We start from the raw sequence: 16827 nt of genomic DNA on the forward strand, positions 1-16827 counted from the left end.
TCTTTTTTATTGGCGCATGATCCGATCCGAAAACCGGTTCCCACTTTTCGGGATCATGCGCGCCGCGCAATCAGTCCCGGCGCCAACTATAGACCCAATCGTAACGCTTCAGCAGCCTCTCGCCGCCGATCATGCGCATCACAAGATTGCGCGCGAGGGCTTCCGGCCCGGCGCGGCCGTAGATCGAGCCTTGCTGACGCGCGGTGCGCTGCACCCGCGCGGTACGGGCGCGGCGCAGCCGCTCATAAGCGCGCAGGCCGGCTTCGGGGTGTTCGGCGTGTTCCCTGAGTTGGTGAGCAAGAACCGCGGCATCCTCGATGGCCATGCCGGCGCCTTGCGCCAGGAACGGCAGCATCGGGTGGGCGGCATCGCCGACGAGGGTCACGGCGCCCGTGCTGCCGGCGAAGGGCGAGGCATTGTCGAACAGCGCCCATTTGAGCCAGCGCTGCGGAATGCCGATCAGTTCGCGCACCGACTCGTGCCAGGTGAAGCGGGCGAAGTGGCGCAGGATTTCGGTGCGCTCGCCCGGTGCATTCCAGCCGGTTTGATTCCAGTTGTCGTTGACGATGCCGACCAGATTGATCAGCGCGCCGGCTTTCACCGGATAGGCGACGAGATGCGCGTCCATGCCGAGGAAGAGATGCACCGCCGGGGCGCGAAGATAGTCGGGCACGTTGTCCGCGGGCACCAGCGTCCGCCAGGCGGTGCGATGCGCGAAGACGGGCTTGCGGTGGTTCTTAAGTTTGTCGCCGACCGCCGACCAGATGCCATCGGCACCGATCAGCGCCGCGCCACGTTCATCGACGAGTTGTTTGCCGCGAAACGCCTGCACGGTGATACCATTGGCGTGGCTGGCGAAGTCATCAAAGCGATGATCGAGCTTGATGTCGATGTCGATCATGCCGCGGGCGCCATCGAGGAGCGACGCCTGCAGGTCGCCGCGATGGATGACCCAGAACGGCGCGCCGTAGCGGCGCTCGGCCAGATCGCCGAGCGGAATGCGTGCGATCTCGCGGCCGGAGCCACCGGACATCACGCGGATCATCTGCGGCTTCACGACATGCGGTTCGAGCCGGTCGCGCAGGCCGAGCTCGAACAGGATGCGGGTGGCGTTCGGCGAAAGCTGGATGCCGGCGCCGGTCTCTTCGAGCTTAGCCGCCTGCTCGAGAACGGTGGCGCGGAAGCCGGCACGCGACAAGGTCATCGCCGTGGTCAGCCCGGCGATGCCGGCGCCCGCGACGATGACGTGACGCGAAGGCGCCAAGATGCGGGCCTAGGCCGCGACCAGTCGATAGGCGCAGGCGGCGGGAATGGCGGCGTGCGGATCGAGCGAGGCGTTGAAGCGATAGAGCGTCGAACAATAGGAGCAGATGATTTCGTTGTCCGCGCCCATGTCGAGGAAGATGTGCGGATGGTCGTAAGGCGGCGTGGCGCCGACGCACATGAATTCCTTGGCGCCGACTTCGATCACCGGTACGCCCGGATCGTTCTGGAAATGGGGGACAACGTGCTCCGCCATGGACCTCTCGCCTTCGCCTTAAAGGGACCGATTTGCGCCCGCACCATAGCGATACACCTGCCATATATCTAGCGGTGATGCTTCGTTAGGCTTGGCCCCAGATTCGATGGAACTGCCCTGATTCGCTTGGGTTTTCCCGATGGCCTTGGGGGGGCGTGGCGCCTCACCATGGCGGGTAATCCCCAGGCACCGGCTTTACCGTGGCGGCAAGCGGTCAAATGGCATGCGCAATGCGGAAGGTTTAGCGCCGAAGGCAGTACGCACGCAGCTGCGGCGTGAGCTGCGGCTGGCGCCGGTGCTGCTCGTCGCCGCGCTGCTGGCCGTGGCCGGCGCCTATGTCGTGCCGCGCGGCTTCGAGGCCGGGCACTTGTTCGCGATCGAGGACGATCCGGGGGCGATCGCCGATCGGGCGCTGGCCTCAAGCTTCAACAGCGAGGTGGCCGGCCGCGAGATCGAGGCGGCGCTGGCGGCGAAGGATAGTGACCTGGCCAAGAGTTTCGTCGATCTCGCTGCCGACCGGCAGGTCGCGCTGGCCCCGGAGTTGGTCGACCGCGTCAATGTCGCGGTGGCCGAAGACGCCAGCGCGTCGCATGTGGCGCAGAGCTTCGCCTACGGGCTTGTCACCGGCGAGCCCAGCGACATGGCCGGGCTTGCCGGCACCGCGCTCGGCGATCTGTTCGTGTTCGGCGATATCCGCGATGCGGTGCGCGAAGGCTCCCGACTCGCGAGCGGGCAGGAGGCCGACGAACTCATTCTCGGTCTCGCCTGCGTTGGCCTGGCGATCACCGCCGGCACTTACGCGACCGGCGGCCTTGCCGCACCGGTACGCATGGGCCTCACGGTGGCGAAGGCGGCGCGCAGGACGGGGCGGCTGAGCGCGGGATTGGCGGCGCGCGTGTCGCGGATGGTGCGCGGCGTCGTCGACTGGCCGGCGTTGCGTCGCGCGGCCGGCAGCTTCTCGATCACCGAGCCGCAGCTTGCCGTGCGCGCCGCGCGCGACGCGGTGAAGATGGAACGCGCGGACGGGCTGATCGACATGGCGCGCAATGTCGGCCGTGTGCAGGCCAAGGCCGGCACGCAGGCCGCGCTCGATGGCCTCAAGATCGCCGAAAGCCCGGCGGAGGTGGCGCGCGTTGCCAAGCTCGCGGAGAAATCCGGCAGCCGCACGCGGGCGATCCTCAAGGTAGCGGGCCGTGGCGCCATCGCGCTGTCGGTCGCTGCCTTCAATCTCACGACCTGGATCGTGAGCGCGTTGTTCACGCTCACGATGTTCATCGCCTCGCTCAAGAGCGCGACCGAGCGCGGCGCGCGGCGCTATTTCCGCTATCGCAAGCGCCGGCGCCTGCAGCGCGAGGCCGACGCGACGTTTCCGGTGTGAGATTGCGCAACGTGACGAGGCGGTTTAAGGAGCGCCGTCGATCATGTCCGAGGCAGCCTGCCAATGCCCACCTTCCATAACGGCAACGTCGAAATCGCCTACATCGACGAAGGTTCTGGCGATCCGATCGTGCTGGTGCACGGCTTTGCCTCGACCAAGGAAATCAACTGGGTCAATCCGGGCTGGGTGACGACGCTGACGCGCGCGGGCTATCGCGTCATCGCCCTCGACGATCGCGGCCATGGCGCCTCACAGAAACTGTACGACCCGGCCGAATACGATACGAGCAAGATGGCCGAGGACGTCCGCGCGCTGATGGATCATCTCGGCATTCAGCGCGCCGATGTCATGGGCTATTCGATGGGTGCGCGCATCACGGCCTTCCTCGCGCTCAGGCATCCCGAGCGCGTCCGATCGGCGATCCTCGGCGGCCTCGGCATGCACCTGATCGACGGCGTCGGCCTGCCGACCACCATTGCCGATGCGCTGGAAGCGCCATCGCTCGACGATGTCACCGACAAGCAGGGCCGCGTTTTCCGCGCCTTCGCCGAGCAGACGAAGTCTGACCGCAGGGCGCTGGCCGCCTGTATCCGCGGCTCGCGCCAGGTCATGTCGCGCGACGAGTTCTCGTCACTGAAGCCGCCGATCCTGATCGCTATAGGTACCAAGGACGACGTGGCCGGTTCGGCGCATGATCTTGCGGCGCTGATTCCCGGTGCGAAAGCGCTCGATATCCCGGACCGCGATCACATGCTTGCGGTCGGCGACAAGGTCTACAAGGCCGGCGTTCTGGAGTTTCTTAACCAGCGTCCCTGAAAATGACCTGCGGTCATGACTCCACAAAAAAGCCTGGCTGTTCTTCGGGTGTTCTCTGGCGCCGGGTGTGCTAAGGAATATCTGAGGGGTTGAGAGGCATTCGGAGAATAATATTCTATGGCGCTGCATCAGACCCGGGCCAAAGGCCTCGAGACCGTCGATCCCGTCTGGACGCGTATCCGCACCGAGGCCGAAGACATCGTGCGGCGCGAGCCCGAACTCGCCAGCTTCATCTACGAGAACATCCTGCATCACGACACGCTGGAGACGGCGGTCGCGCATCGCGTCAGCCAGCGGCTCGAACACTCGGATGTGTCGAGCGACCTGATCCGTCAGGCCTTCAGCGACGCCATCGACGACCAGCCGTCGCTGGGCGAGGACTTCCGCGCCGATATCGTCGCCACCATCGATCGCGATCCGGCGGCGTCGCGGCTTATCGAGCCGGTGCTGTATTTCAAAGGCTTCCACGCCATCCAGACGCACCGCCTGGCGCACTGGCTGCTCAAGAAGGGCCGCAAGGATTTCGCGCTCTATCTGCAGAGCCGCTCGTCCGCGGCATTCCAGTGCGACATTAATCCGGCTGCGAAGATCGGCCGAGGCATCTTCCTCGATCACGCGACCGGGCTTGTGGTCGGCGAGACCGCGGTGATCGACGACAACGTCTCGATCCTCCATGGCGTCACGCTCGGCGGTACCGGCAAGGAGCACGAGGACCGTCATCCCAAGATTCGCCAGGGCGTGATGATCGGCGCCGGCGCGAGTATTCTCGGTAATATCGAGATCGGCCGTTGCGCCCGCATTGCCGCCGGTTCGGTGGTGATCAAGCCGGTTCCGAACAACGTCACGGTGGCCGGCGTGCCGGCCAAGGTGGTGGGGGAGGCCGGTTGCTCCGAGCCGTCGCGGACCATGGACCAGATGCTGTCCGGCCTCATGCTGGACGGCTGATCCGGCGACACCGCGACGGGTTGCGCTCGGGCGTCCAATCGGGCAACTAGCCGGGACAGTTCGATTTGTTCAGGGAGCGGCCCGGTGGACGTCCAGGAAGTCTCAAAACTCGACGCCTATCTGAAGAAGATATTCGGCAATCAAACCATTCGCGTGGTGCCGAAGGCCGGCGACATGGCCGAAGTCTTCGCCGGCGAGGACGATCTCGGCGAACTCACGTCCGATGAGGACGAGGGCGAGAAGTCGTATAACTTCCGTATGGTGATCCAGGTGTCGAACGACCCGGCGATGCAGCCGGTGCCGACGCTGAATGCCTATCTGCGCAAGAAGTTCGACAACGACAAAATTCGCGTCGTGACGCGGCCGAAGAAGATGGACTCGCTCGAGGTCTATATCGGCGACGACTTCCTCGGCGTGCTGTTCCTCGAGGCCGAGCGCGGCCGCAAGTCCTACATTCTCGAATTGCCGATCCTCGATTTCGATCTCGAGGATACGGGCGAGTAAGGTCCCGCCGTCATCCGCTAAGTGTTCGGCCGCCAGCGCGCCATCAGTCTGTCGATGCCGGCGGCGACATTCTGCCAGTCGGACAGCCATTCGCGCGGGAATCGGAAGGTGACGTCGGCGGCGCCGGCACGCCTTTCCAAAAGGCAGGTGCCGGCATTGGCGACGCCCTGGCGCGAGCAGCGCGTCAGGAAGCGTTGCGTCTGATCGTAGACGAGGTCTTCGCCTTCGTAGGGCGTTTCGGCGCGAAAGGGATGCACCACCAGGCCATCCGGTCCGGAGGCGAGCGTCTTCGACAGATAGCGCGGATAGATGTTCTTGACGCGCTCGGCGAGCGGGAGCGCGCCGTCGTCGATCTGGATGAGCGCGAACAACCGCTCATTGGGATCCACCGGCTTGCCGTCGATGACTTTCAGCGACGGGTCGGGCGGCATCAGCGATGGCCACAGATAGGCGATGTCGATACGGCTCTGCGAGCCGGCGTGGCGTTGGCTCGGAATGCGCACCGCCGCCGGCTCGATGTTGAAGACCGTGCCGCCGACGGTGATCGGTATGGACGGCGCATCGGTCGCGACCGGCGCATCGGGCCAGCGCGGCCACAGCACATAGCCCACATAGGCGGCGGCAATGACGCAGACGGCGGCGAACACCGCGACCGGCGCGACCAGCGGACCGGCATGGTGACGCCGTTTGGCGGGGCGACGCCGCTGGGCGGGGTGATGCGCGATGCTGGCCATGGTCCTTGAAGTGCCACGGTCTGGTTAACGATCGGTAAAGAGGTTAACCATCCGTTAAGGATTGACTGGCCGGGGCCGGCCGTCGCGCGGTATTTGCAGGGCGTTGCGTAGCGTTGAGGCGGTGATGACCCCGGAATCCGTACAAATGCTTCTGGCACTCGCCTTCGGCTTTGCCGTGGCGGGGATGGCATGTTCGGCGTTTCAGCTTGCGACCAGCCGGCTGCCGAGCTTCACCATGCTGGCCAAGGGTCCGAGCGCACAGGCGCTCGCCGCCGTGCCGCTGCTCGTCATCGCCGCGCCGTTCCTGATCATGCGCAACACCTTGATGGGCGCGCGCCAGGAAGGCCGTCAGTTTCAGTTCGTATTCTTCGCCACCATCATCGCCGGATTCTGGAGCCTGATGTCGGGCCAGGTACTGGTGATGAGCCTGCGCGCTTGCGGCGTCGTCTAGTTTGGTCCGGCGTTTTACGCCCGCGAACGCTCTATCCGAGCCCTTCCATTTTGCCGTTCTTATGGGCTAACTCGCGCTCCTGACAGGGAGCGCGACATGCCGATCTACGAACTTGACGGACAGGGCCCGGAATTCCCGGCCGAGGGCGAATACTGGGTGGCCGAGACCGCCGTGCTGATCGGCCGCGTGCGGCTCAAGCGCAATTCGAGCGTCTGGTTCGGCGCGGTGGTGCGCGGCGACAACGAGTGGATCGAGCTCGGCGAAGGCTCGCAGATCCAGGACAATTGCACGCTGCACACCGACATGGGCTTCCCGATGACCATCGGCAAGGATTGCGTTATCGGCCATCAGGTGATGCTGCATGGCTGCACCATCGGCGACAATTCGCTGATCGGCATGAACGCCGTGGTGCTCAATGGCGCGAAGATCGGCGCCAACTCGCTGGTCGGCGCCGGCGCGCTGGTCACCGAAGGCAAGAGCTTTCCCGATAATTCCATGATCGTCGGCTCGCCGGCGCGAGCGATCCGCACGCTCGACGACAAGATGCTGGCGATGATCCGCGGCGGCGCCGATCACTACGTTCAGCGTTCGAAGCAGTATGCGAAGGGGCTGAAGCGGATCGGGTGATCCGCTGTTTATAAAAAAGTTGCGGCCAGCCTTGGGGGAGGCTGGCCGCGCGCGTTCCCGGTCTGGGGACGGGGAGGGGTGGGGACGTGACCGGAAACGCGTATCCTCACCGAAGTTGTTTGTTCAGATAGACTCTCCCCAAAGTCTCCTCTAGCGGGCCGAGACGGTGGCCGGCGCGTTGCGGGGTTCGCCCAGCGAAACCCAAGTATTCTGGTCGGCTTGCGACTGGCGTTTGACGAACTTGTATCCAGTCTGCGTCCACGGCAGGATCTGCGCTTCCTGATTATCGAGCACGAACTCGCCGCGATCGGTCTTGACCGTAAGCACGGCGTGGCCGTCGCCCTTCTTGTCGCGGACCACGGTGATGAGCAGCGCTTCGCGCGGCCAGCCGGCCTGCATCAGCATGCGGCGCTTTACGAGTACGTAGTCCTCGCAATCGCCGTAGCCGTCCTCGCCGAAATTCCAGCGTTCGACGACGCCCCAGTGTTCGATATCGGTCACTGGTTTGATCGAATCGTTGACCCAGTTATTGACCTTGATGAGGTCGTCCCAGGCTTTCGCGGTCAGCACGATGTCGCGCGGCGCGGAGGCCCTGGTGTTGCACTCGCCTCTGTATTCCTGACAGAAGTCGACCCAGCCGATCGGCGCGCGCGTCGCTTCGCCGACGCTCGCGAAGACCGGGCGGTTGGCGTTGCCGCCATTGCCCAATGATGCGTAGCGATCACCGGCGCTGGCCCCGCCAGCGTGATGGTGACGGCGGCCGCTGCGATCGCCAAAGTATTGGCGATCCGAATACAGCTTTTGCCTGAAGTAATCATGATGTTGTCCCTTCCCATTCGTCCCGGGACAACAATCGCAAAGATGTTTTTCGCCGCGCTGAAGTAATAAGATCAGTATTAAATGGAATTAGCGTCAAATAAGATGCGAATACTTTGAAAACTGAAGTCTAATTTGTGTAAAAAGCAGTCGACTACGATTTACCTAAAACTCGAACCATTAGCCGTGTGCGCCCCGCAAAATCGGGCGAAATCGCTGTCGCGAGGCGGCGCGGTTTACCGTGCGCGGTGGCAGAGGGGCGAGCCGGCGCGCGCTCCGGGAGCGAAAATCCGACGGTGCACGCGGTTCAAAGTAGGCGCAATTTTAGGGGTCGCCGATAGGGACGGCTCACCATGCCGCAATGACGCCGTCCGTGGGCCGCCGCGACGGTCGCTTTCGGCCGCGGCTGTGATGGCGTCCAAAAGCAAAACGCCGCGGCGAGGGCCACGGCGTTTGAGGAATTGCAGTTGTCGAAGCCGACTCAGTCGCCGGTGACGTTATCTTCGATGAAATCGGGATGCTGGAGACGGCTGAACTCGACGGCGAAGCCGCCTTCGATGTGGCGGACGACGCGGCCCGGCGTCTTGCCCAGCGTGATGGCGGCGCCGACCGGCGGCAACAGTTCGCTTGGCACCGCAACAGCGGCGCCCGAGGCCGAAAGGTCGATGACCCGGCAGGCGATGTTCTGGCCGTTGGGCAGGATCAGGCGGGCGCGCGGGTTCTTCGGCGTGAAGCGGCCGTGGCGGCGGTCTTCCGGCAGATTGAGCATTTGCCGGTTGGCGAGCCAGGTAAGCTGGGCGGCGAGCTTGTCACGCTTGCGCGCGGTCGCCGAGATGGTCATGGCAAAGCCATTGTCGAGCAGCCGGGCGATCTGGCCCTCAAGGCGGCCGAGGTGATCGACATAGGCGATGACGCGTTCGCCAGGCCGGCCGAGCACCGGCGCCACCAGCGCCATGCCGCCCGGCGACATATTGACGACCTGACAGGGATATTCGTTGCGGTCGGACAGCATATAGCGGCCGAGCAGGTTCACCTTGACGCGCTGGTGCCGCCTGCGCTCGTCGGCGAGCGGCAGAATTCTCGGTTGGGAGAGCGGCAATGCCATGGTCGGACGTAGCCCAGGGAGCGAATGTTCCCGCTACACACGACCCTAGGTTCGTATTGTTAATGGTTGGTTAGTTGGTATCCGAGTTCGGCAAATCGTCCCGGCCGCCGCTATAAACGACCAAACCGCGTCGCATCCGCCCGCCGTCGTGCAAGGCCAACGCGGGCTTTTGAAGCGGCGAGCGGATAGCGCTCTGTGCCGGCGCCAGTGCCGGGCTGGCGAAGGCTTCGATCTCGGGGCCGATGTGGCGCAGCGCGGTCAGGTGCAATTCGGCGACAGGCTTGCTGCCTAGCCAATACGGCGCCGACAGCGGCGCCAGCACGCCGAGCGCGCGTATCCGGGCATGGCCGGCATGGGCAAGTGGAAGTAGGAGCAATTCCAGGTCGACCGTCGCGCCGTCGGCGGCGACGCCGGTGAGGCCCATGACCGCGCCGGTCTGCTCCAGGGTTAGGGTGACGGCGAGGGCCTCGATCGTGCTCTGGTCTTCCTCGCGCCACAGCGCGGTGAGGGCCTCGCCCTTGATCTCGCGGTTGAACAGGGCGCAGACGCGCGTGCCGGCGAGGCGAAAACGCCAGCGATCGACAAAATCGGCGGCCAGCATCACCGTGTCGCCGAGCGCCCGGCGGATGTCGGCGGGGTCGATATCGGCGCGCTCCGGGGCCGGCCGCGCGCCGCGTTTCTCGTTCCAGTAAGCGTAAACCGCCTGCGATGATAAGTGCTTCATGACGCGCCACCCTGTGCCGTGGCGAGACGTCCAGCCTTCTCCGTTGTGTCCGTTCGGGACAGTTCGGGCGCCGTTCGCCGCGCTCACAGGGGATTGAGCAGGCCGCGTGCCATGGTGTGCGATGTGGCTAAAGTGCGGTGCGTTAGCGTTAAAATCGGCGCGGGCGCGCTTGCGGCCTCCTGCCGAAAGCCTTAACTCCAGCAGCGGCATTGGAAATTGCTCGTGCAACAACGCGAACCGCTGTTCAATCTTCCCACCATTATCGTCATCCTGTTGGGCGCCCTCGCGCTTATTCACGGCGTGCGCGAATGGTTCCTCACGGAACAGCAGGACATCCTGGTTCTGCTCGACTTTGCCTTCATCCCGGCGCGCTACGACGCGAGCGTGGTGCCGGGCGGCGTTTTCCCTGGCGGTGCCGGCGCCGACGTGTGGAGCTTTGTCACATACGCCTTTCTGCACGGCAGCTGGATGCATCTCGCGGTCAATGCGGTGTGGTTGATGGCATTCGGCACCCCGTTGGCGCGCCGCTTCGGCACGCTGCGCTTTCTTGCCTTCTTCGCCGTGACCGCGGCGGCCGGCGCGGCGATGCATCTCATCACCAACGCCGGCTCGATCGCACCGATGGTCGGCGCTTCGGCGTCGATATCCGGTGCGATGGCGGCGACCATGCGTTTTGCCTTTCAGCGTGGCGGCCCGCTCGGTTTATGGCGCAATACGAACGATGATGGCTTTCGCGTGCCGGCGCTGCCGCTCACCGGCGTGTTCAACGATGCGCGCGTCCTGCTGTTCGTCGGCGTGTGGTTCGGTATCAATATCCTGTTCGGGCTGTGGTCCTCGCCGCTCACCGGCAGCGACGAGGTCGTGGCCTGGCAGGCGCATATCGGCGGATTTCTCGCGGGACTTCTGCTGTTTTCGTGGTTCGATCCGGCGGCGCGGGAAATCGAGCCGCGCGATGACATTGCTGCGTGATGACATTCCGAATGCATTAAGCCGCATAGGTGCTCTGCTGACGATAAAGTCGTTTGCCGAGCGCGACTTATCGCAGCGCAGCGCAACTTTCGTCGCGGCGGCGCTTGACGGAACAGCGTCGGCGGCCTGATCGTTAGCTCGGACCCGGGACTCGGAAATGACGGCGAGCGTGGTCAAGCAGGTCGACTGACCACCAACTCGGCGAGGCCTTCGGGAAGTCAGGAGGCTGCCATGAACGTGAAGACGATTCTGGCCGCTAAGGGCGGCGACGTTATCAGCATCGAACCCACGGCCGATCTTGCGGCCGCGGCACATCTGCTCAGCAAGCACCGCATCGGTGCGGTCGTCATCTGCGGCGCTGGCGGGCGCCTGTCCGGGATTCTCTCCGAGCGCGATATCGTGCGCGCCGTCGCCGAGCACGGCGCTGCGGCGCTTAACGTGCCGGTCGGGCAGGTGATGACGCGCAACGTGATCACTTGCGGCGAGAATGACTCCATCTCCGAGCTCATGGAACGGATGACGGCGGGCAAGTTTCGTCACATGCCGGTGGTGAAGGGCGAGCGGTTGATTGGTGTGATCTCGATCGGCGACGTCGTGAAGTCGCGCGTGCAGGAAATCGAGAGCGACGCCGCCGCGATGCGCGATTACATCCAGACGGCCTGATCGTCGAGGCGCTCTTACTTGCCGCCGCTGGCGCCAGCCTCATAAGGCTGCGACAGACTTTCGATGGCCTCGGTCACGGTGTCCATCGCCTTCTCGGCGGCGTCGACGCCCACCGCGATCGCATCCTTGTTGCGGTGGAAATCGAACCAGCCGATGGGGCCGAGACGCGGACTGATGAGGACGTCGGGTGGGTCGCCGGCCAGCCGCGCGCGGGTAATGCGGTCCTGCATCACGTTGAAAGCCTCCACCATCACCGTCGGAATACCCGGACGTCCGTGATGGCCGAACAGCTTGCGGCGCAGCGACGCTTCGCGCCCGAACAGCGCGCGGAGCCCGGTATGTGCCTCGAGGGCGGGCGGCGGATCGTCGCTATCGTCCGAGCCGTGATCGGCGATGATGGTGCCGCGTCCGAACAGGTCGGCATTGAGATTGACGGCGATGACGACGCGGGCACCGAGCGCGCGCGCGGCCGACACCGGCACCGGGTTGACCAGTGCGCCATCGACGAGCCAGCGGCCTCCGATCTTCACCGGCGGGAAAATGCCCGGCAGGGCATAGGACGCCCGCAAGGCATCGGACAGCCGGCCACGTGTCAGCCAGATCTCATGACCGGTATTGAATTCGGTGGCGATCGCCGCAAAGCGCATCGGCAGGTTTTCGATACGCGTGTCCTTCAATTCCTCAGTCAACTGCCCCGCCAGGCGATTGCCGCCGATCAGCCCCGAACCCGACAGGCTGATGTCGAGGTAGCTCATGATGCTGCGGACGGTGAGGCTGCGCGCCCAGGCTTCCAAACCATCGAGCTGGCCGGCCGCGTAGCAGCCGCCGACCACCGCGCCGATGGACGTGCCGACAATGACATCCGGCACGATGCCGTGTGCCGCGAGCGTGCGGATGACACCAATGTGAGCAAAGCCGCGAGCGGCGCCGCCGCCGAGCGCAAGGCCGATGGTCGGCTTGATCCTGTCCGGCTTTGCCGGCGTCTCGTTCGCGTCGGCTGCACGGTCGTCGCCGCTATGAGTCCGCGCGAAGAATCCTTCAAACACCAAGCCTGAACTCCTCAGATCCCGGCCGTATCATCGGGCCGGGTCGGACCGCGGCACAAGCCGTTCACCCGCATGTGGTGAATGCCGGCGGCAGAACGATGGCAGGGCGCGAGCTTGCGACCGGAATTGAATGACAAAACCGTGACAATTTGAGCCTGCGCCGGTCGGATTACCTTAGGGTTAAGAACCGGCCCGGAACAATGCCGCGACGTCACATAAGTTCAAGGCCTGTCCGCAAAATGCGGGTCAGCGCTCCGGCCGCAGCATGGAAAACAGGCTGTCGACAACGGCGTAGTCGCCGGCATAACCGCACCGCGCGATCGGGCGCATGGCTGCCGTGTCGAGAATGCCGTTCTTCACGAAGCGGTCGTCGATATGGACGCCGACGACCTGGCCGAACACGACATGGCAATCGACCGGCGCGCCGGCGATGTCATGCAGCGCAACGATCTGGGTCATTTTGCACTCCAGCGCACAGGGGCTCGCCGCCACGCGCGGCGGCTTGACGATGACCGATGGCGCCGGTGCAAGACCGGCGCGCACCATCTCGTTCTGGCCGCGCGCCATCGGCGCGGAGGTTTCGTTCATTTGCTCACGCAGATCCCACGTCGCCAGATTGCAGACGAACTCGCCGGTCTCCTCGATGAAGGCGATGGAGTCCTTATGACCTTCGCTCGAGAACATCAGCATGTTGGGCCGGCTGCCGACCGCGTTGAAGAAAGAGTAGGGCGCGAGGTTGATCTCGCCCCTGGCGCTCATTGAGGTGATCCAGCCGACGGGACGCGGCGCCACGATGGCCTTGAAGGGGTCGTGCGGCAGGACGGCGCGGTCGCGCTTTTCCGGTTCGTAGAACATCAGCCGCGTATCCCGTTGTAATAGGTGACGATGGTGTCGAGCCTGGGCCGCTCGCGGTCCTCCGGCGGCTTTACCGCCTTGCCGATATAGACAAAACCCGCGATGCGCTCCTGCTCGGCGAGGCCGAGCGCGGTCATCGCGGCGCGGTCGAAGGCGAACCATTCGGTCAGCCAGCTTGCGACATAGCCCATGGCGTGCGCGGCCGTCAGCAGGTTCATGCAGGCGGCGCCGGCGGAGAGCTGCTGCTCCCATTCCGGGATCTTCACATGCGGCGCGGCGCGGCTGACGACGGCGATGACGAGTGGGGCGCGGGCAAAGCGCCGGCGTTCAAATTCGATCTGCTCGGGCGTCGCGTCAGGTCGGCTGGCGCGAAAGACCTCGGCGATCTTCTCGCCAGCGGCTTCGCGCGCGTCGCCGCTGAAGATAATGAAGCGCCATGGCGCCAGCTTGCCGTGGTCCGGCACGCGCGCAGCGACCGTCAGCAGCGTCTCGATTTCGGCGGCGGTGGGGCCGGGGCCGGTCATTTCGATCGGCTTCACGGAGCGGCGGGTTTTGAGAAGTTCTAAGGCGTCGGGCATTGATGGCTTTCGGAGCGCATGGGAACGCGAGGGCCGCGCACGAACGGGCGGCGGAGGGGACTGTACGTCAAATAGTAGCCCTTCGGCGTCCGCGCAACAGGATACCATCGCGGCATAGCAGAGGTCCGCGAAGGGTGGCCACTTCCTGCTGCGACATTGGTTGGTCTGGAGCCTCGCGAATCACTCGAGGTCGCCCGTATCGATAACGGCCTTTCACTTTTCAAACGCCGGCGTGGACAAGGCGGTGATGATGTCACCGACGAAATTACCGGAAGCAAATGGCGCGTTATTGCGAGTCTCGGATGCTACTCGCGCGTGTCGCATTGTTGCGGCGTATCACGGTGCTTGTTCCATATTTCCTCGGATACCGTATACGGCGCTGTGTTGTGCGGACCGATGGTAACTCGCTGCCGAAATAAATAAGTCCGGCATGCGTCGGTGTGTCTCACGTATTGAATCAAAATTTATCTCCGACGATGTGTCTAATAAACAAATTAAATACGGCTGACTGATATCTCTGCATCAAGACCGCATGCGCGGTTTTCGCAATACGAAAACTTTGTGCAACGGGACTCTCCTCGACATGAGGCGTCGCCGTAGCCCGAAAGTCCGGACTGCGATGGTCACAGACAGAGATGCAGGGCTATGAGCCAAGTCGAGCTTTCATCGGAAACCGCCATCGCCGCCCGCCCCAAGGATTGGGCCGGTGTCGACACGCCGGACGCCGCGGGCGGTGCGGCGCAAATCCAGTTCATCAGCTTCGCCATCGGCGACGACCAGTACGGCGTCGACATCATGGCGGTGCGTGAGATCAAGGGCTGGGCTGACATCACCCATCTGCCGAAGCAGCCTGAATATGTTCGCGGCGTGCTCAACTTGCGCGGCGCCATCGTTCCGATTGTCGATCTGCGCTGTCGCTTCGGCCAGGGGCTGACCGAAACCACGCCGCTGCACATCGTCATCATCGTGCAGATAGACGGCCGTCAGGTCGGCCTGATCGGCGATCGCGTCCTCGACATCGTCTCGGTCGAAGCGTCCGAAATTCAGAAGGTGCCTCGCACCGGCAACGGTCCGCAGAACGACTTCCTGGCCGGCCTTGTCACGCACGACGACGTCATGATCGCGCTGATCGATCTGCCTCATCTGCTGTCGGTCGACGAGCTCGCAGGAGCGGCAAGGGTGGCCGCATAGCAAGCGCTGATTCAAAGTTGTGAGAGTTGGTTGCGCAGCGAACGATGATGTTGGCGGCGCATATGGAAATGGGATGTATCAATCCCGAAGGAGAACGCATGTTCAAGCTGTCGAATATCCGTATCGGAACGAAACTCGCCATCATGTCGGCGATTACCGCGCTGCTTATCGGTGCATTGATTGTCACCCAAATTGTGCTGGGACAGCACCTCAAGGACGATATCGAGACCGCCAGCCGCCGCAGCGATCTCGCATTGGAGGCGGAGAAAGCCAGTGCGGCGCTGCGGGGTATGCGTCTCGGCGCGACCTATGTCCGCTTCACGGATGATGCGAAGGTTTTGGAAGCCAATGTCGCCGAGTTCGAGCGCGCCTATGCCACGTTCAAGAATGCGACGGATCGCTTCATGAGCATCTCGAAAAACGCCGAACGGAAGCAGGTCATCGAACGCGTCAAGGCGGATGGTTCGGCTTATGCCAAGGCCTCGGCCGAGATTATCAAACAGCGGCGAGCAGATGTTGAAATACGAGCCAAGGCGAGCGGGCAGCCACTCTCGGATGCCGACAAGGCGAAGATTGCGGAACATACCGCAGCCGTGAACAAGCTCGTCGAGCAGAACGCGATCCCGGCCGCGGCCGAGGCGACGAAGCTGCTCGAGGGTGCCGTTGAATCGGCTCACGCCGACGCAATAGCCGCGCAGAAGGATGCCATTCAGACCGAGGAGTTCATCACCGTCGTTTCGACCGCGATGGGTCTCCTCACTCTCGTGATCGCACTTATGACTGCTGTTATCGGCGTCGTGACGATCGCTCGTCCGCTGCGCGCACTGGTCGAGCCGCTAGCCACGGTGTCCGCCGGCAACTTCACGGTCGTGGTGCCCGGTGTGGGCCGCAAGGACGAGGTCGGCCAGATCGCCGATGCGGTGCAAAGTATGGCTCAGAAAATGAGCCACACCATCGCCGAGATCAAAGCGTCCGGCCGCGAGGTGACCAACGCCTCGGCCGAAATCGCGACCTCGACCACCGACCTGTCGCAGCGCACCGAGGAGCAGGCCGCGAGCCTGGAAGAGACTTCGGCGGCGATGGAGGAGCTTGCTGCGACCGTACGCCGGAATGCCGAGAACGCCCAACTGGCCAATCAGGATGCGGCGACGACGCGTGAAGTCGCCGATCGCGGCGGTCAGGTCGTCGCCAAGGCGGTTGATGCGATGGCCAAGATCGAGGATTCCTCGCGCAAGATTTCGGACATCATCGGTGTCATCGACGAGATCGCACGCCAGACGAACCTGCTCGCGCTTAACGCCGCGGTCGAAGCGGCCCGTGCGGGTGAAGCCGGCCGCGGCTTCGCCGTGGTGGCCTCCGAAGTGCGCAGCCTCGCCCAGCGCTCGTCGCAGGCGGCGAAGGACATCAAGGACCTGATCACCAATTCGAACGGCCAGGTGAAGGACGGTGTTGAACTGGTCAACAAAGCTGGCCAGTCGCTCACCGAGATCGTCGAGTCGATCAAGAAGGTGGCCGTGGTCGTGTCCGAAATCGCCAATGCCTCGGCCGAGCAGGCCACCGGCATCGACCAGATCAACAAGGCGCTGACCCAGATGGATGAAGTGACGCAGCAGAACTCGGCGCTGGTCGAGGAGAATGCCGCCACCGCCAAGACGCTGGAGCATCAGGCCAAGGCGATGGACGATCAGGTCTCCGTGTTCCAGATCGCGGTCGGCGACAACGGCAGCTACACGCCGGCGACGACCATGAGCGCAGCGCCGGCCAAATCGGCGGCTCGGCTGGCGCCGGCTAGGCCTGCGGCGAAACAAGCCGCCAAGCCGGCTGCCGGTCCGGCCCGCGAGATGCAGACATCGCTGGCAACGGCGGTCGGGCAGGACTGGAAAGAGTTCTGACCGAAGCGGTCGCC

19 protein-coding genes are annotated in these 16827 nt (G+C 64.1%); 10 read left to right on the forward strand and 9 right to left on the reverse strand.

The genetic code is table 11. From position 1 onward, the window contains the following. Positions 1-70: 70 nt before the first annotated feature. On the reverse strand, positions 71-1264 hold the full coding sequence (locus tag E8Q40_RS09070) for an FAD-dependent monooxygenase (protein ID WP_137044074.1): 1194 nt from the start codon (positions 1262-1264) through the stop codon (positions 71-73). A gap of 9 nt (positions 1265-1273) precedes the next feature. Beyond that, positions 1274-1519, reverse strand: coding sequence for a zinc-finger domain-containing protein (locus tag E8Q40_RS09075; protein WP_137044075.1), 246 nt, complete (start codon positions 1517-1519; stop codon positions 1274-1276). 223 nt (positions 1520-1742) lie between these two features. Here E8Q40_RS09075 and E8Q40_RS09080 point away from each other — a divergent pair, with 223 nt between their 5' ends. From E8Q40_RS09080 to E8Q40_RS22205, 4 genes are all read left to right on the forward strand, one after another. After that, positions 1743-2897 (forward strand): hypothetical protein, encoded by a 1155-nt coding sequence (locus E8Q40_RS09080; protein WP_246663049.1) that lies wholly within the window; start codon positions 1743-1745, stop codon positions 2895-2897. A 63-nt stretch (positions 2898-2960) separates the two neighbouring features. Next, positions 2961-3713, forward strand: a complete 753-nt coding sequence (locus E8Q40_RS09085; RefSeq protein ID WP_137044076.1) for an alpha/beta fold hydrolase — start codon at positions 2961-2963, stop codon at positions 3711-3713. 117 nt (positions 3714-3830) lie between these two features. Then, entirely contained in the window at positions 3831-4658 is an 828-nt protein-coding gene (cysE, locus tag E8Q40_RS09090) for a serine O-acetyltransferase (RefSeq protein WP_137044077.1), read from the forward strand. An 84-nt stretch (positions 4659-4742) separates the two neighbouring features. After that, positions 4743-5162, forward strand: coding sequence for a DUF3126 family protein (locus E8Q40_RS22205; protein WP_246663050.1), 420 nt, complete (start codon positions 4743-4745; stop codon positions 5160-5162). A 17-nt stretch (positions 5163-5179) separates the two neighbouring features. Here the strand turns inward: E8Q40_RS22205 and E8Q40_RS09105 are convergent, their stop codons facing one another. After that, complete coding sequence (locus E8Q40_RS09105; protein ID WP_137044078.1) at positions 5180-5896, reverse strand: hypothetical protein; 717 nt, start codon at positions 5894-5896, stop codon at positions 5180-5182. A gap of 145 nt (positions 5897-6041) precedes the next feature. On the opposite strand from E8Q40_RS09105, the gene E8Q40_RS09110 reads away from it, so the two are divergent. Both E8Q40_RS09110 and E8Q40_RS09115 read left to right on the forward strand, forming a co-directional pair. Beyond that, positions 6042-6347 (forward strand): hypothetical protein, encoded by a 306-nt coding sequence (locus tag E8Q40_RS09110; RefSeq protein ID WP_370455240.1) that lies wholly within the window; start codon positions 6042-6044, stop codon positions 6345-6347. A 96-nt stretch (positions 6348-6443) separates the two neighbouring features. Then, positions 6444-6974, forward strand: coding sequence for a gamma carbonic anhydrase family protein (locus E8Q40_RS09115; RefSeq protein WP_137044080.1), 531 nt, complete (start codon positions 6444-6446; stop codon positions 6972-6974). A 150-nt stretch (positions 6975-7124) separates the two neighbouring features. On the opposite strand, the gene E8Q40_RS09120 is transcribed toward E8Q40_RS09115, so the two are convergent. The 3 genes from E8Q40_RS09120 to E8Q40_RS09130 all read right to left on the reverse strand — a co-directional run bounded on the left by E8Q40_RS09120 (position 7125) and on the right by E8Q40_RS09130 (position 9829). Beyond that, positions 7125-7682 (reverse strand): transglutaminase-like cysteine peptidase, encoded by a 558-nt coding sequence (locus tag E8Q40_RS09120; protein WP_168197785.1) that lies wholly within the window; start codon positions 7680-7682, stop codon positions 7125-7127. Between the two features lie 589 nt (positions 7683-8271). Next, a complete protein-coding gene (locus tag E8Q40_RS09125) occupies positions 8272-8895 on the reverse strand; it encodes a PilZ domain-containing protein (RefSeq protein WP_137044082.1) in 624 nt (207 codons plus the stop codon). 70 nt (positions 8896-8965) lie between these two features. After that, on the reverse strand, positions 8966-9829 hold the full coding sequence (locus E8Q40_RS09130) for a PAS domain-containing protein (protein WP_137044083.1): 864 nt from the start codon (positions 9827-9829) through the stop codon (positions 8966-8968). Positions 9830-9841: 12 nt separating this feature from the next. On the opposite strand from E8Q40_RS09130, the gene E8Q40_RS09135 reads away from it, so the two are divergent. Together E8Q40_RS09135 and E8Q40_RS09140 are read left to right on the forward strand one after the other, a co-directional pair. Further along, positions 9842-10588: a rhomboid family intramembrane serine protease gene (locus E8Q40_RS09135; protein ID WP_246663051.1), complete on the forward strand. Its 747-nt coding sequence runs from the start codon at positions 9842-9844 to the stop codon at positions 10586-10588. A gap of 231 nt (positions 10589-10819) precedes the next feature. After that, a complete protein-coding gene (locus tag E8Q40_RS09140) occupies positions 10820-11251 on the forward strand; it encodes a CBS domain-containing protein (protein WP_137044085.1) in 432 nt (143 codons plus the stop codon). A 14-nt stretch (positions 11252-11265) separates the two neighbouring features. Here the strand turns inward: E8Q40_RS09140 and E8Q40_RS09145 are convergent, their stop codons facing one another. From E8Q40_RS09145 to E8Q40_RS09155, 3 genes are all read right to left on the reverse strand, one after another. Next, positions 11266-12213: a patatin-like phospholipase family protein gene (locus E8Q40_RS09145; protein WP_137046654.1), complete on the reverse strand. Its 948-nt coding sequence runs from the start codon at positions 12211-12213 to the stop codon at positions 11266-11268. Between the two features lie 330 nt (positions 12214-12543). Next, positions 12544-13152 carry a flavin reductase family protein gene (locus tag E8Q40_RS09150; RefSeq protein ID WP_137044086.1) on the reverse strand — a complete coding sequence of 203 codons (609 nt, stop codon included), beginning with the start codon at positions 13150-13152 and terminating at the stop codon, positions 12544-12546. Further along, positions 13152-13730, reverse strand: coding sequence for a nitroreductase (locus E8Q40_RS09155; RefSeq protein WP_137044087.1), 579 nt, complete (start codon positions 13728-13730; stop codon positions 13152-13154). Before E8Q40_RS09155 ends, E8Q40_RS09150 begins: the two co-directional genes overlap by 1 nt. A gap of 645 nt (positions 13731-14375) precedes the next feature. On the opposite strand from E8Q40_RS09155, the gene E8Q40_RS09160 reads away from it, so the two are divergent. Together E8Q40_RS09160 and E8Q40_RS09165 are read left to right on the forward strand one after the other, a co-directional pair. Then, entirely contained in the window at positions 14376-14921 is a 546-nt protein-coding gene (locus E8Q40_RS09160; RefSeq protein ID WP_137044088.1) for a chemotaxis protein CheW, read from the forward strand. A gap of 98 nt (positions 14922-15019) precedes the next feature. Beyond that, positions 15020-16813, forward strand: coding sequence for a methyl-accepting chemotaxis protein (locus tag E8Q40_RS09165; RefSeq protein WP_168197787.1), 1794 nt, complete (start codon positions 15020-15022; stop codon positions 16811-16813). The last annotated feature ends 14 nt before the right edge of the window (positions 16814-16827 follow it).

This window comes from Pseudolabrys sp. FHR47, from assembly GCF_005153485.1.
GTDB lineage: Bacteria > Pseudomonadota > Alphaproteobacteria > Rhizobiales > Xanthobacteraceae > Pseudolabrys.